Origin of the sequence: Rhizobium sp. AC27/96, assembly GCF_001692325.1 — a bacterium.
In the GTDB taxonomy this organism is placed as follows: domain Bacteria; phylum Pseudomonadota; class Alphaproteobacteria; order Rhizobiales; family Rhizobiaceae; genus Rhizobium.
Genome location: NZ_LXKN01000032.1, coordinates 1 through 15,235 on the forward strand (window position 1 = coordinate 1; position 15,235 = coordinate 15,235).

Annotated in this window: 13 protein-coding genes; 7 read left to right on the top strand and 6 right to left on the bottom strand. The window is 60.9% G+C overall.

Annotated features, from left to right (window positions below; all coding sequences use genetic code 11):
- Positions 1–152: 152 nt before the first annotated feature.
- Entirely contained in the window at positions 153–860 is a 708-nt protein-coding gene (locus A6U86_RS21725; protein ID WP_068395963.1) for a TetR/AcrR family transcriptional regulator, read from the bottom strand.
- A 257-nt stretch (positions 861–1,117) separates the two neighbouring features.
- Here A6U86_RS21725 and A6U86_RS21730 point away from each other — a divergent pair, with 257 nt between their 5' ends.
- On the top strand, positions 1,118–2,326 hold the full coding sequence (locus A6U86_RS21730) for a TIGR03862 family flavoprotein (protein WP_068395142.1): 1,209 nt from the start codon (positions 1,118–1,120) through the stop codon (positions 2,324–2,326).
- A 19-nt stretch (positions 2,327–2,345) separates the two neighbouring features.
- Here A6U86_RS21730 and A6U86_RS21735 read toward each other — a convergent pair whose 3' ends face one another.
- Together A6U86_RS21735 and A6U86_RS21740 are read right to left on the bottom strand one after the other, a co-directional pair.
- Complete coding sequence (locus tag A6U86_RS21735) at positions 2,346–3,299, bottom strand: NAD(P)-dependent oxidoreductase (RefSeq protein ID WP_068395966.1); 954 nt, start codon at positions 3,297–3,299, stop codon at positions 2,346–2,348.
- Positions 3,300–3,415: 116 nt separating this feature from the next.
- On the bottom strand, positions 3,416–4,180 hold the full coding sequence (locus A6U86_RS21740; protein ID WP_068395144.1) for a GntR family transcriptional regulator: 765 nt from the start codon (positions 4,178–4,180) through the stop codon (positions 3,416–3,418).
- Between the two features lie 184 nt (positions 4,181–4,364).
- Between A6U86_RS21740 and A6U86_RS21745 the strand changes: the two genes are divergently transcribed.
- From A6U86_RS21745 to A6U86_RS21765, 5 genes are all read left to right on the top strand, one after another.
- Positions 4,365–5,351 carry an ABC transporter substrate-binding protein gene (locus A6U86_RS21745; RefSeq protein WP_068395146.1) on the top strand — a complete coding sequence of 329 codons (987 nt, stop codon included), beginning with the start codon at positions 4,365–4,367 and terminating at the stop codon, positions 5,349–5,351.
- A gap of 188 nt (positions 5,352–5,539) precedes the next feature.
- A complete protein-coding gene (locus tag A6U86_RS21750) occupies positions 5,540–6,319 on the top strand; it encodes an ABC transporter ATP-binding protein (protein WP_068395150.1) in 780 nt (259 codons plus the stop codon).
- A 4-nt stretch (positions 6,320–6,323) separates the two neighbouring features.
- Positions 6,324–7,247: an ABC transporter permease gene (locus A6U86_RS21755; protein ID WP_068395151.1), complete on the top strand. Its 924-nt coding sequence runs from the start codon at positions 6,324–6,326 to the stop codon at positions 7,245–7,247.
- 19 nt (positions 7,248–7,266) lie between these two features.
- Positions 7,267–8,514 carry a kynureninase gene (gene kynU, locus A6U86_RS21760; RefSeq protein ID WP_068395152.1) on the top strand — a complete coding sequence of 416 codons (1,248 nt, stop codon included), beginning with the start codon at positions 7,267–7,269 and terminating at the stop codon, positions 8,512–8,514.
- A gap of 37 nt (positions 8,515–8,551) precedes the next feature.
- Positions 8,552–9,382 carry an alpha/beta hydrolase gene (locus tag A6U86_RS21765; protein WP_068395153.1) on the top strand — a complete coding sequence of 277 codons (831 nt, stop codon included), beginning with the start codon at positions 8,552–8,554 and terminating at the stop codon, positions 9,380–9,382.
- Positions 9,383–9,441: 59 nt separating this feature from the next.
- Here A6U86_RS21765 and A6U86_RS21770 read toward each other — a convergent pair whose 3' ends face one another.
- From A6U86_RS21770 to A6U86_RS21785, 3 genes are all read right to left on the bottom strand, one after another.
- Positions 9,442–9,873, bottom strand: coding sequence for a glyoxalase/bleomycin resistance/extradiol dioxygenase family protein (locus A6U86_RS21770; protein WP_068395155.1), 432 nt, complete (start codon positions 9,871–9,873; stop codon positions 9,442–9,444).
- A 160-nt stretch (positions 9,874–10,033) separates the two neighbouring features.
- On the bottom strand, positions 10,034–12,109 hold the full coding sequence (locus A6U86_RS21775) for a bifunctional diguanylate cyclase/phosphodiesterase (RefSeq protein WP_068395157.1): 2,076 nt from the start codon (positions 12,107–12,109) through the stop codon (positions 10,034–10,036).
- Between the two features lie 304 nt (positions 12,110–12,413).
- A complete protein-coding gene (locus tag A6U86_RS21785; protein WP_068395161.1) occupies positions 12,414–12,638 on the bottom strand; it encodes a hypothetical protein in 225 nt (74 codons plus the stop codon).
- On the opposite strand from A6U86_RS21785, the gene A6U86_RS21790 reads away from it, so the two are divergent.
- Entirely contained in the window at positions 12,637–15,108 is a 2,472-nt protein-coding gene (locus A6U86_RS21790; RefSeq protein ID WP_068395163.1) for a glycoside hydrolase family 2 protein, read from the top strand. The two genes, A6U86_RS21785 and A6U86_RS21790, sit on opposite strands and share 2 nt — an antisense overlap.
- Positions 15,109–15,235 lie beyond the last annotated feature (127 nt).

Below are 15,235 nucleotides of genomic sequence, written 5' to 3' on the forward strand. Positions count from 1 at the left end.
GTGCATGATGATCCCGATTGGCCTTGTCGCCATAAGCCATTCCTCCCGTAAATAACCATATAGTTACATAACTGACATGGCAAAGCGCACCTGTCAACGCCCAGAAGCAAGAGCGCGAAGCAGGGACTATGGAGCGAGTGGCTGAAAGGCGCCTAGGGGCGCAGATAGGCGAAAATGACCTCGACGATATGCTCGCCCCAGGCCTCAATTTCACCCTTGTCCGAGAGATTGCGCCGGAAGATCGTCGACAGTGTCCAGCGGTTCGTCAGGAAGAACGAGCCGAGGGCGGCGATGCTCATATAGATCTTCACCGGATCGCAGCCGGGACGGAAATCACCGGAGGCCGCGCCTCGATCCAGCAGACCGGAAATTTCCGCAACCAAGGGTGAATGCAGCTCGAAAATGCGGGCCGACCGCTTCAGGAAGCGGGCCTTGTGCATGTTTTCCGTGCTGAGAATGCCGAGGAATTCAGGGTGATCCAGGAAATATTGCCATGTGAAAACAACAAGCTCGCGCATGCCATCCCTGGGCGAGCGATGCGTGAGATCAAGCCTGGCCTCGGCGGAGCGGATGGCGATGTAGCTGCCTTCGAGAACGGCGACATAGAGCGCATCCTTGCCACCGAAATAATGGTAGAGCATCCGCTTGTTGATCTTGGCACGCTCGGCAATGGCGTCAACGCGGGCGCCGCCATAGCCGCGCTCGGCAAATTCCTTCGTCGCCGCAGCCAAAATCGCCTTGCTCGTGCGCTCTGCGTCCCTCAGACGCGGCCGTTCCGCAGTCGCCCGCGATGCCCCTTCATCGGCATTCGCAGCGTCTGTGCTCTTGGCGCGGCGTTTCACGGTTCTGGCTTCCGACATCATGGCTCCCGGCGACATCTCACAGGGCTGAAAGGCCCTTCCTGTCGCCGATAAGTAACCGATCATCGCATCAGTTGACAGCCCCCGGCGATTCACGGGCCGTAGTAACCAGACGGTTATATCGATTTAAATGTGGATATGTCATAATGAAGGTCGCTGCTTGAGGCAGGAGTTTCCTTGGATATGGATGGAACGATCTTGCTTTCGTGGCCGGTCCGGCTCAAGAGAACGAATGGAAATTGGCACCGGATTGGCCCATGGCTGAAAAGCAGATCGCAATCATCGGCGGCGGCCCCGCCGGGCTCATGGCGGCAGAAGTCCTGTCTGCGTCCGGCCATCGTGTCACCGTCTATGACAGCATGCCGACGGTTGCGCGCAAATTCCTGCTGGCCGGCAAATCCGGACTGAACATCACCCATTCGGAAGAGTTCCGTCTCTTCGCCGATCGCTTCGGCACAGCCTCACCCCGGCTGCGCGCCGCGCTCGATCGCTTTGGACCGGACGACGTCAGGGCCTGGGCCGAAGGATTGGGTACGGAGACATTTATCGGCTCTTCCGGCCGTGTGTTCCCGAAGGCCATGAAGGCGTCGCCCCTGCTGCGCGCCTGGCTCGCGCGGCTGGAGGCCCAGGGAGTGAGCGTCATGACGCGGCATCGCTGGTCCGGTTTTTCGGATGGCGGCCTGGCTCTGGAGACGCCACAGGGGCGCAAGATCGTCGAATACGACGCCGCTTTGCTCGCGCTTGGCGGTGCCAGCTATCCTCGATTGGGTTCGGATGCGGCATGGGTCGACTGGCTCGAAGACAAGGCGATCGATATCACCCCCTTCCAGCCGGCCAATTGCGGCTTCGACGTCGCCTGGAGCGTGCCATTCAAGGAACGCTTCGCCGGCGCGCCGCTGAAAGCGGTCACAGCCACTTCCGAGGCGGGAACGTTTCCCGGTGAGTTCGTCATCTCGCAAACCGGCATCGAAGGCAGCCTGGTCTATGCCCATGCCGCCGCATTGCGCGACCGGCTGGCACGCGGAGACAAAGCTGTGCTCGTCGTCGATCTCGTGCCCGGACGTACAACCGAGCGGCTCGCGCGGGAACTCGCCCGGCAGGACGCTAAGGCCAGCCTTTCCAATCGGCTGCGCAAGGGCGCGGGGATCGAAGGCGTGAAGGCCGGCTTGATCCGCGAACTGGCAGCGCCGCCTATCCTTTCAGAGCCGGAAGGTCTCGCGCGGCTGATCAAGGCCTTGCCGATCCCGCTTTTGCGACCAAGGCCCATTGCCGAGGCCATCTCCTCGGCCGGCGGCATCCGCTGGAGCGAGCTCGATGAGGGCTATATGCTGAAGAAGCTCCCCGGCCTGTTCGTCGCCGGGGAAATGATCGATTGGGAAGCGCCGACGGGCGGCTACCTGCTTACGGCCTGCTTTGCCACTGGGCGAACGGCGGCCGAGGGTATGGTGGCTTGGCTCAAGCGATGACGGCCTGAAGTCCGGCTCGTCAGCCGATCCGGCCGTTTGCCATCAGCCATGCGACAGATTCTTGAACCGCCTGCAGCGATGTATAGCGCGGCTGATAGCCGAGCAGTTTCTGCGCCTTGGCGATCGAGCAATTCGGGCTCCGGGCGATGTGCTCCCAGGTGGCCTGCGCATCTTCGGGCGTCTGGTCCTTTGCCCAAGCCTCATAGGGCAGGAACTCAAGCTTCGGTTCATGACCGAACCACCGTGACATCGCCTCGGCATAGCCCCTGAGCGTCAGCGCGCCGCTTGAAACCGCATGAAACGCCTCCCCGGTCGATACACTCCAATTGGCGATCGCGCCCATGAACATCTGCGCGACATCATCGGCGTGGACATGGTGAACCGTCTCGAGGCCGAAATTCGGTAAAGCAAGCGTTACGCCGCGCGCCAATGTCGAAAACGCTGAGAGATTGAAATGGCCGGCCGGATTAAGCGGAGACCAGCCCGGTCCGACGATGTGGCCCGGGTGGATCAAGGTCGCGGGAAACCCCCGGCGGCGAGCCTCTTCCAGAAGATGCGTCTCGATTGCCGCCTTCTGCGTACCGTAGTCACCAAACGGCTGCTTTGGCGCCTCCTCTGGCGTCGGAACTACCGTAGAGAAGCCATGCGTCCAGATCGTGCCCGTATGCAGGAAGTGGCTGACATGTCCGGCAAGCGCTTCGGTCAGGTGCCTGGCGCTATCCAGCGTGAAACAGATCATGTCGATGACGATATCCGCCTTCAATGCGCGGATCGCCGGACCGAAACTGCTGTCTTTCTCCAAACCTGCGCGGTCCATGGTCAGCATTTCGACGTCGTCCCAGGCCCGGTTCGGCGAATAGGGCTTCGCCTGGCCTCGGCTGATTGCCACCACCTGGTGCCCCGCCTCGACCAGCCGAGGGACGAGATATGTCCCGACATGGCCGGTCGCGCCGATAACCACTACACGCGTCATGTTGTCCTCCCACCAGCCGCCATCATGATTGGCCGGTCTCAAAATTCAAAAAACTGTATTGAGAATAGGAGCCCGTGCCGGTTTGTCATCCTTCGATTGAAGGACGCGGCGATTTTCTATGGTCGCGTGCCGATGAGCTGCTTTTGCCCTTGCTGCTCTTCCTCATCCTCCGAGCGAATATAGACCTGCAGCGTGTAGCCGATATGCTCGGTCATCAGCGCCTTGGCGCGATCGAGATCGCGGTCGAGGGCTGCCTCCATCAGCGCGGTATGGTGCTCGATCGCCATGGCATCCTGCAGGGCCGCTGCCGCTTTTTCATAGCCGATCGTCAGGCCAGCGGCCGCGCGCTGCGTCGGCGCCAAGCCGAGGAAGCGGTGATGGCGGCGGAGCTGGTCGGAAATGGTGGCCTGGAAACGCTGGAGCCAGTTCGATGTTGCCGCGCTGACGAGCGCGGCATGAAAGGCCGTATGCTTCTCGTCCCATTCGTCGGCCATCTCATCCGAGGCATCGTCCGGCACGATCTTGCAGCGCGACAGGCGGTAATGCGCTGTGACGACGGCGGACTCCCAATCCGGGCCGCCCTTTTCGATCGATTCCAGAAGAAGCGGCATTTCGATGACCATGCGGGCCCGCATCAGGTCTTCCAGTTCCGCACGCGATACGGGTGCCACTGCGAAGCCGCGATTGCTGGCGGCCGTCACCAGCTTCTCGGCCTCCAGCCGCGAGAGCGCCTCGCGAAGTGGCGTCCAGCCGACACCGTAAATATCCCGGAGAGCGCCGAGCCGCAAAGATGCGCCTGGCCTCAGCCTCGTATTGAGGATATCGCGCCGCAACAGCCAGTAGGCTGCCTCCGTCTTGCTCAACGCATCCTTGTCCTGCATGACCTCTATCCCAGCCCTCTTCCGGCCCGGATTATATATAAAATCGCCGTAACGGGAAATTATATATTAAAGGCGCGTGCGGTGCATATCATATATCGCAAATTGACAGGCTTGCAGCAGTCGCTATGATCCCCGTCAAGAGAGCCGAGGGAACATGGCTCCTTGACACATTCGGGAGGAAAATATGCGTAGCTTTACGTCCAAATGGCTGTCCAGCCTCGTGGTTGCCGGTGCCTTCATGGCAGGCGTCGCCTCGGCATCGGCCGAGCCCATCAAGATCGCAATCGCCAACTTCGGCGAGCATCCGCAGCTCAACGCCTCGATCGCCGGCTTCAAGAAGGCACTCGCCGATAATGGCTTCGTCGAAGGCAAGGATGTCGTCTATTCCGAAAGCAATACGAGCTTCGACGCTTCGCTCGTGCCGCAGATGATCGCCAAGCTGCAATCCGAACATCCGAAGCTGATGTATACGGTCACGACACCGGTATCGCAGATCGCCAAGAAGGCACTCGCCGGCTCCGGCATTCCGATCGTCTTCACCGCGGTCACCGATCCGGTCGCCGCCAAGCTCGTCCCGTCGTGGGATTCGGGTGACGTCGGCATTACCGGCTCGAGCGACCTGCAGGACATTTCCGCGATCCTGACCTTCACCAAGAAGCTGCTGCCGAATGCCAAGCGTCTCGGCGTGCCCTACAATCCGGGCGAAGCCAACGACGTTGCGCTGATCGACAAGGTCAAGGCTGCCGCTCCGGCTGCCGGCTTCGAAGTCGTTCCGGTCGGTGTCGACAACGTCAACGACATCCAGCAGCGCATCGCCTCGCTCGCCGGCAAGGCCGACGTGATCTACACGCCGGCTTCCAACCTGCTGCAGCCGGCAATCCCGGCCGTTGCCGCCGCTGCCCGCCAGGCACAGATCCCGATCGTCAATTCCGACGATGCGGCCGTTCGCAGTGGCGTCGTCCCGGCCAGCTTCGCCGTCAACTACGAGCAGGTCGGCGAAAATGCCGGCAAGATCGCGGCCGAGATCCTGAAGGGTGCCGATCCGAAGACGATCAAGCCGTCCGTTCCGGCTTACAAGGACCATGCGCCGCTGATCAACAAGGCCGTGCTGAAGGCATTCGGCGCCGAAGTCCCGGCTTCGCTTGCCGATTGCAATTGCTTCACGAAGTAATCGGCGGCATCTTCTAACGATCATTCGGATCCATGGCGGCGTCATGAACGCCGCCATTTTCCGGAGCAATTTCAGGAAAAGTGCGTAGCGGTTTTCCGTTCGGAATTGCGTAAAACAATAGCTTAAGACGGTTAGGCGATTTCGTGAAACGCCTAACCGCTCCAAGCCTACATTGCAGGGAGGCACGGATGCTGGACATCAAATCCGCGCGCAAGGTTTTCTACAGAGGCCAGCCGGACGAGAAAGTCGCGCTCAACGGCCTGACACTTTCCCTTAAATCCGGTGAGTTCGGCGTCGTCATCGGCTCGAACGGCGCGGGCAAGAGCAGCATGCTCAACGCGATCTCAGGCGCACTCAGCCTCGATTCCGGAGAGATCCTCATCAACGGCAACGACGTGACCAACATGCCGGTGCACAAGCGCGCCGCCCGTCTGGCGCGCGTGTTTCAGGACCCGATGAAGGGAACTGCAGCGAGCATGACCGTCGGCGAGAACATGCTTCTGGCCGAATTGCGCGGCAAAACGCGAGGATTTCGTCCCGGGCTGAACGCTGCTCGCCTTGCCGCTTACAAGGAGCGTCTCGCCGTTCTCGGCCTCGGCCTGGAGAATCGGCTCGATACCAAGGTGGAGCTGCTTTCCGGCGGCCAGCGGCAATCGCTCTCGCTGATCATGGCGGTTGGTGGTTCGCCCGATGTGCTGCTGCTCGATGAACATACTGCCGCGCTTGATCCGCGCACGGCCGATATCGTCATGCAGGCAACGGTTCGCACCGTCGAGGCGCTGAAGCTGACGACGCTGATGGTGACGCACAACATGCAGCATGCCGTCGACTTCGGCGACAGCATTATCATGCTAGACGCCGGCCGCCTTCATCTGGAAATCACCGGGGAAGGAAAACGGCGCATCACCGTGCCCGAACTCATCGGTCATTTCTCCGTCAAGACCGACCGAATGTTGCTGGTGAGCTGATATCATGGATTTCATTCAGACAACCGTTTCGAGTTTCGTCTCGCTCATCCCGGTCACGCTGGCACAGAGCTTCATCCTGAGCTTCGTCGTCCTCGGGATCATGATCCCGTTCCGCATGCTGAATTTTCCGGATCTGACCAGCGAAGGTGCATTTCCGCTCGGGGGCTGCGTCTGCGGCGTTCTGCTGGCCGCCGGTGTCGCACCGCCGCTCGCAATCGCAGTGGCCTTCGTCGTCGGCCTTGCTGCCGGTTGCTGCACGGCATTCATTCACCTGCGCTTCCGCATCCACACGCTGCTCGCCGGCATCCTGATGTCGACGATGCTGTACAGCGTCAATCTCGCCATTATGGGCAAATCCAACCTGTCCGTCTTCGGCTCGCCGACCGTGTTCGACTGGGTGCCGTTTGCAGAACCCGGCTTCCCGGCAAGCAAGATCGTCGTTGCCGGCTTGATTGCCGTTATCGTCCTCATCGCCCTCAACCTCTACTTCAAGACGGAAAAGGGCACGGCCATGCGCGCCGTCGGCTCCAATCCGGACATGGCAGAGGCACAGGGCATCAATGTCTGGGCCGCGACCATTGGCGGCGTCGGCATTGCCAGTGCGTTTTCCGCAGCCGGCGGCGCATTGATGGTGCAGTCTCAGGGCTTTGCCGACGTCAATATGGGCATCGGCATCCTGATCAACGGCCTCGCCGCGCTAATGATCGGCGAAGCCTTCACCGGCAAGCAGACCGTATTGCGGCAGTTGCTTGCGCCTTTCGTTGGCTCAATCGTCTACTATCAGCTCGTTTCGCTCAGCCTTGCCGCCGGCATGCCGCCGCCGAACCTGAAACTCGCCACGGGCCTCTTCGTGCTCATCATGCTGGCGCTACCGAGCATCCGCCGCAGCCGCGGCGGAGCAGCCACCCGGGAAACCATTCGCGAATAAATCAAGAGGCCATACAATCATGGACAGCCTTCCCGATCTCGCCGCCATTGAGGCTATGGACGAGAACGACCCACTGCGCGCCTTCCGCAGCCGTTTTGCCCTGCCAGCCGGCGTCATCTATCTCGATGGCAATTCGCTGGGCGCGGCCTCCCACGATGTCTTTGCCGAAGTGCGCCAGGCAGCCATGGAGGAATGGGGCAACGGCCTGATCCGCAGCTGGAACAGCGCCGGTTGGTTTCATCTTCCGCTCGAACTCGGTGACAGCATCGGCCGGTTGATCGGCGCGGCTGAGGGCCAGACTGTCGTCACCGACTCCACGTCGATCAATATCTACAAAACGCTGCATGCAGCCCTGACGATGCGGCCGGACCGCAACGTTATCGTCGCCGAAGGCGACAGCTTCCCCACCGATCTCTATATGGCCGAAGGCGTGGCTTCGACCCGTCCCGGCGTTACGCTTCGCCTCGAAGGCCGCGATGCCGATACAATCGAGGAACTGATCGACGAAAGTGTCGCCGTCGTGCTCGTCAATCACGTCAACTACAAGAACGGCGAACTGCGCGACATGGCAGCGCTGACCAAGCGCATTCAGGCAGCAGGCGCGCTTGTCATCTGGGATCTGTGCCATAGCGCCGGCGCGCTTCCGGTCGATCTCGATGGTGCAAACGCCGATTTCGCCGTCGGCTGCTCCTATAAATATCTAAACGGCGGCCCGGGTGCTCCGGCCTTCATCTATGCAGCCCGCCGGCATCACACATCCATCGTTCAACCGCTCAGCGGCTGGTGGAGCCATGCCCGGCCTTTTGCTTTCGAGCGAGACTTTGATGGCGACGCCGGCATCAAGCGCTTCCTCTGCGGCACGCAGCCCATCCTTTCGTTGCGGGCGCTAAAGGGTGCGCTTTCGCTGTGGGATGAAGTGGACATGAATGCTCTGCGCCAAAAGAGCATTGCGCTGACCGATCTCTTCATCCGGCTGGTCGAAGCGAAGTGCGGCCAATATGGCGTCGTGCTGGACACCACGCGCGACAGCGAACGGCGCGGTAGCCAGGTCTCCTTCACCCATAGCAACGGTTATGAGGTCATGCAGGCATTGATCGACAGCGGCGTCATCGGCGATTTCCGCGCGCCCTCGACACTGCGTTTCGGCTTCACGCCGCTTTACGTCAGCTATCGGGATGTCTGGCGCGCCGCGGCTGTGCTCGAAGATATCTTGCGCAGCGGCTCATGGAAGGATGCACGCTTTGCCGTGCGCTCGGCTGTGACCTGACCCATCATCGCAGGGCGCCGAAACGGAGGAGTTGGAAATGAGCTATTTCAAGCTGACCGACTGGGAGAGCGCCTATACCAACGGCGCTTATATCGTCGACGGCAATCGATGGCCGGATGCCTGGGTGGAGCCAGCCAGGTCTTTCCGCGAAAGCCTTTCCGCAGCGGGGCGCGCAAAGCTTGATCTCGTCTATGGTCCCGCTGAGCGCAACCGCTTCGATCTCTTTCTGCCCGAAGGCCACCCAAAGGGATTGGTGGTTTTCGTGCATGGCGGCTACTGGCTGCAACTGGACAAGAGCTATTGGTCACATCTCGCCGCCGGCTCGATTGCGGCCGGCTATGCGGTGGCAATCCCCTCTTACACGCTTTGCCCGGACAATCGCATCGGCGGCATCGGCAGGGAGATCGCGGCGGCGATCACCAAGGCAGCAGAAATGGTGGACGGCCCCATCATTCTGACGGGGCATTCGGCCGGCGGTCAGCTCGTCGCCCGAATGATGACGACGACGTCGCCGCTAGACGAGGCGATCCTCAAACGCATACGCCATGTCCTCGCGATCTCCGGCTTGCACGACCTGCGTCCGATCATGAAGCGCAAAATGAACAAGGAACTTCGTATCGATGCCGCCGAAGCAATGGCCGAAAGCCCGGCATTGCTGGAGCCAGTGACCAATGTCCGCCTTACGTGCTGGGTGGGCGGCGCGGAGCGCGCGGAATTCATTCGCCAGAATGCTTTGCTGGCCAATATCTGGACCGGGCTTGGCGCCGCAACGGAAGCGGTGATCGAGCCGGACAAGCACCATTACACGGTCTTGGATGGGCTTGCCGATGCCTCTCATCCGCTGACGCGGAGCTTGCTCGCTGAATAGGCCAACGGCCTAGGAAGAAGCTCTCGGCGCGCGTATTCCGCGCCGAGAGCTTGCAGACGTTATCCGTTGACGGGCGCATTCATGGCCCAGGTGACGCCGAAGCGGTCGCGAAGCTGGCCCCAACGATCACCCCAGAACATCACCTGCGGCTCGACGATGACCTCAAGCCCGGCATCGACGGCGCGCTTCCACCACGCATCGAAGTCCTCGACGACGAGCTGCATGACGAAAGACTGCGGCTTTTCCAGCGCATGGCCGTATTCCGGATAGGCATCCCCCAGCATGACGGAGCTGCCGTTGATGTAGAGATGAATGTGCATGGTCCGGCCCTTTTCGTCGACCGGGAACATGAAGGCCTCTTCGGCGCCGAAGGCATGCTTGTAAAACTCTGCAGCCTTCGTTGCGCCATCTACCGTCAGATAGGCCACGACACCGCCGCGCACCGGCACGCGCGGTTGAGAAGCCTGGGTCTGTTCTGTCGTATCGGTCATGTTCGTCTCTCCTTGGGGACGGGTTTATGGGTCGTGCCCTTGCGATGGGCTGCCCCAAGGACGTCGACCGGAGAGACATTCCGACAGAGGAAATCGATTTTTTTCAAAAATTTTTGGCAGCCCGGTGAGGCGTCATCATTCAAGCTGTATCCCCGCAGCGCTATCGGGCTAGAATGACCCTTGGAGGATAGATCTCACTGAAAATACGCGCCTCGGCCTCCGCGCGCGGCATCGGGCGTCCGAGCAGGAAGCCCTGCACCTCGTTATAGCCTTCGGCGCGAAGCTTCGCCAACTGTGCCTCCGTTTCGATGCCCTCGGCGAGCGTCACAGCATTGAAGCCGGAGGCAATGCCAACGACGGCACGCACGATGGCCAGATTGCCCGGATCGGTTTCCATGCCGGCGACGAAGCTGCGGTCGAGCTTGATCTTGTCGAAGGAAAAGGAGCGCAGGTAGCTGAGCGATGAATAGCCGGTGCCGAAATCGTCGATGGCGATGCGAATGCCGAGCTCCTTCAGGGCGCGCAGCAGCGACAGGCTTTGCTCGACTTCGGAAAGCAGGACGGATTCGGTGATTTCGATCTCCAGCCGCCCGGGGCTGAGACCGGTTTCATCGAGAACGGCGACGACGCTGGCAAGCAGGCTCGCATGGCGGAATTGATAGACCGACAGGTTGATGGCGATTTTCAGATTGTCCGGCCAATGTGCGGCAGTCCGGCAGGCTTCCCTCAGCACCCAATCGCCGATCGGCACAATCATGCCGGTTTCTTCCGCAACGGGGATGAACTCGGCCGGCGCGATGAGACCGCGCCTGGGATGGCGCCAGCGAATCAGAGCCTCGAAACCCGACAGGCCGTCATTGTCCAGCCGGATGATCGGCTGATAATGGAGTTCGAATTCGACGTTCTGCAGGGCTTCCCGAAGCTCGAGGGTAAGCTGATGACGCCGCTCCGCCTCCAGTCGCATGTCGGCCTGGTAGAAGCGATAGGTCGACCGACCACTGCCCTTGGCGGCATAGAGCGCCAGATCCGCATCCCGCATCAGCACGTCGGCATCGCTGCCATGCTCCGGCGCCATCGCGATGCCGATGCTGCAGGTCACATGTTCGCGCACGCCATCGAGATCGAAGGGCACGGAAAGCGAGAGCAGCAGCAGATCCGCAAAACGCTGGGCCCGCCCCGCATCGGTCATTTTCAGCACCAGCGCAAACTCGTCGCCGCCGAGGCGCGCGACCAGATCGCTCTTCTCGGCAAGCTGCAGGAGGCGTTCGGCGACCTGACGCAACAGCATGTCACCGGCAGCATGGCCCTTGCTGTCATTGATATGCTTGAAATGATCGACATCGATATAGAGCAGCGCAATCGGCTTTTCCGGCGTCGCGGAGGCTACCTGCCGAACGATGCTCTCTGAAAAGAAGGCCCGGTTCGGTAGGCCTGTCAGGGAATCGTGCATGGCGAGATGCGCAAGCTTCGCCTCGACGCTGCGCTCCTCCGTGACGTCCTGCGAGATGCCGAGAAGATAGCGCGGCGCCTGCCCCTTCGGGGCCGGGAGCACGCGCTTTGCTGTCTTGATGATGCGGGGAACGCCATCCAGCGCATGGATAGTCTCTTCGAACCCGACGGTTGAGCCGGTGTCGAAGGCGAGCCTGTCCTGCTCTCGAAAAATAGCGGTCTGCTCGTCCGAAAATACGGCCTCATCCGGCTTGCCGACGACATCTTTCGCGCGTTGCCCAATGATGCCGCCACAGGCTTCGTTGAACAGGATGTAGCGGCCTTCCCTCGCCATATCCTTGACGAAGACGCCGACCGGAAGATTGTCGACGATACTGTCGAGCAGCGACTGCGTGGCATCGACCTGCCGACGGGCAGCGTTGACCTCGGTGCGATCCTGGACGATCGCCAGGATCGCGGCCTTGCCGTCGAAGCAGATCTCACGGCCGTAGGTCAAAACCTCGAACGTCTGACCATCAGCCTTCAGATGCGTCCAGCGCTGCGCCATCTCCATGTCTGTGCGCTGGTGCACGGCATCGAGCATGCGCTCGCGCTCCTGCTCCGGCCGGATATCGAGCACGGTCATCACGGCGAAAGCAGCATGCGTATAGCCATAGAGATCGCGGGCTGCGTCATTGACGATCAGGAATTTCAGCGTCTGGGGATCATAGACCCACATCGGCGAAGGATGCGTCTTGAAAAGCGATCGAAAATCATCGTTCGGGGCGTCCGGCCAGACGGAATTCATGGACAGGTCGACCTTGCCAATTCGAGTTGAAATATTAGCGAATTGCAGATTTATAATCGAAAAAGTTAAATAAAATCAAAACACTAGACCAGCTTAAACTTTAAGCAAAAGCCTATCGAATATGCAACCAGCCGCTTTATTTTCACGGTAACTCGACAGCGAAGCGGGTATTCTCGCAAACATGCCGTTTGAATGATCAGAACGATGTCGACCTTGCCGATCTCTTGGACATCAGGCGATATGACCTTGATGTGGGCGTAAAGCAATCGGCTGGGCTTGCCGATGATCATGCGCTGTCACAAGTCTATGGCATTCCGTTGCCATTGTTACGGCCACTGATGGAGGCAGGCAAAGCTTCGCAAAAACCGTCGATATCGCCTATGGTGAACAGGGCGACATCATGGAAGCGTTGGAACAACGAGATCGAATCGCCTAAGCTCATCATATGAACCGCCACCTGCGGGCCGGGCCGCAACTCATCGCGCCGAAGGCCATTTGAGACATCCATTTCATCACGGATCCATGACATGAAAAGACAGACGCTCGACACCGGCTGGACCATCTCGCGCCTTCGCGCGCCCTCCAGCGCACCGTCGCTGCCGAACAGCATTGCGGCGGCCGTGCCCGGCAACGTGCATCTCGACCTGATGGCGGCGCAGCTGATCACCGACCCCTATCTGGACGTCAACGAGATCTCGCAGGACTGGATCGGCCGCTCCGCCTGGCGCTATCGCCTGGCTTTCGATTGGGACAGCGATGAGGCCGATCGCATCGATCTCTCCTGCCTCGGCCTCGACACGGCGGCGCACCTGGAACTGAACGGCAAGGTACTCGGCGAAACCCGCAACATGCACCGCAGCTACCGCTTCGATATCGGCGACAGCCTCAAGAGCGGCCGCAACGAGCTGATCGTCGACTTCCAATCCGCCTATGAACATGGCGAGGAGGTCCGCAAGCAGCTCGGCAGCGCCGCCGATATTCCCCAGAATTATCCCGGCCCGAGCAATCTCATCCGCAAGATGGCCTGCAATTTCGGCTGGGACTGGGGTCCGACCGTCGTCACCTCGGGTATCTGGCAACCGATCGCCGTGGAAAGCTGGTCGAAGGCGCGCCTCGGCAGCATTCGACCGGAGATCACGCTGCAGGGCGGCCAGGGCGTCGCGCGCCTGCATGTCGAGATCGAATGGGCGACGAAGGGCACGGATAGCGTAGCCTTGGTGCTGTCGGTCGGCGGCAAGCGCTCGGAAGTCCGTGTTGCGCAGGGAGAAACTCACGCGCAGATCGAATGCCGCATCGACAATCCGCAAGTCTGGTGGCCGCATGGGCTCGGCGACCAGCCGCTCTACCACCTCGACCTGCAGCTGCTCGGCTCCGATGGTGCATCTCTCGACGACTGGACCCGCCGCGTCGGCTTCCGCTCCGTGCGGCTCGATACGACGCCGGGTGAGATCGGCTCTGCCTTCACCCTCATCGTCAACGACGTGCCGGTCTTTGCCCGCGGCGCCAACTGGATTCCGGACGACTGCTTCCTGCCGCGCGTGACGCGGGAGCGCTATCGCGAGCGTATCGCCCAGGCGCGTGATGCCAACATGAATTTGCTGCGCGTATGGGGTGGCGGCATCTACGAGACCGATACGTTCTATGAAGAATGCGACGCCGCCGGTATCATGGTCTGGCAGGATTTCCTGTTTGCCTGCGCCACCTACCCCGAAGAAGAGCCCGTCTACAGCGAGATCGAGGCCGAGGCGCGCGAAGCCATCACCCGGCTCATGCCCTACGCCTCGCTAGTCATCTGGAACGGCAACAACGAGAATATCTGGGGCTATTTCGACTGGGGCTGGCAGGATGTGCTCGGCAATCGCCCCTGGGGCGCCGGCTATTACCTCGATCTGCTGCCGAAGCTCGTAGCGGAAATCGATCCGACCCGGCCCTATTGGGCGGGAAGCCCCTATTCCGGCTCGATGGAGATCGCGCCGAATGCCGACGAGCACGGCTGCAAGCACATCTGGGACGTCTGGAACGAGGTGGGATACGAGACCTACCGCAACTATATCCCCCGCTTCTGCTCAGAATTCGGCTGGCAGGCGCCATCGACCTTCGCGACACTGACGCAATCCGTGCGCGAGACGGATCCCGCGCCCGCCTCCCCCGGGGTCCTGCACCATCAGAAGGCAACCGGCGGCAACGACAAGCTGCTGCAAGGGTTGGAAGGCTGGTTCCCGCACCCGCAGAATTTCGATGACTGGCTATTCGTCACCCAGCTCAATCAGGCGCGCGCCATCGGCTTCGGCATCGATCACATGCGCTCGCACCGGCCGACCTGCATGGGCACGATCGTCTGGCAGCTCAATGATTGCTGGCCGGTGACGTCATGGGCGGCCATCGACGGCGCGGGGCGCAAGAAGCCGCTCTGGTACGCATTGAAGCATAGTTACGCGCCGCATCTCCTGACCATCCAGCCGCGCGGCGATGGGCTTGCCGCCGTTGCCGCCAATGATGCGACATTGTTCTGGCGCGTGCCTTTCACCATCGAGCGCTTCGATTTCAACGGCAAGCTGCTGGCTCATCATTCCGTCTGGCGCGTCCTATGCGACCGCTTCGAGAATGCCGACATCGCGATCCCGGACGACGTGGCAACGCCGGGCGATCCCCGACGGGAATTCCTGCGCGCCCGCCTCGGCGATGCCGAAGCCTGGTGGTTCTTCGAGAAGGACATGGAACTGCGTTATCCGCATCCGCGCTTCGATATTCAGACCGTCGAGACCGGCGATGGAATTGCGGTGACCATCACGGCGCATACGCTGCTGCGGGACCTCTGCCTGTTCGTCGATCGCATCAGCCCCAATGCCGAGGTCGACGACATGCTCGTCAACCTGATGCCCGGTGAAAACAGGACCTTCCACATCAGCGGCATCTCGAAGGAGGCCTTTGAGGAAGCCGATTTGTCCGCGGTCATCCGCACGGCCAATCAGGTCGCAGAGACCCCGGCGCATCGATAGGCCGGCATTGTTTGCTGCCAAAAGATCCGGCGTCCGGCGCCGGATCAAACCTGATGTTTTCGGTCTTTCGCCGGCAAGCCGTCACAAAAGATTGCGCTCGCGAATGGCGAAATGCCTCCTATATTCA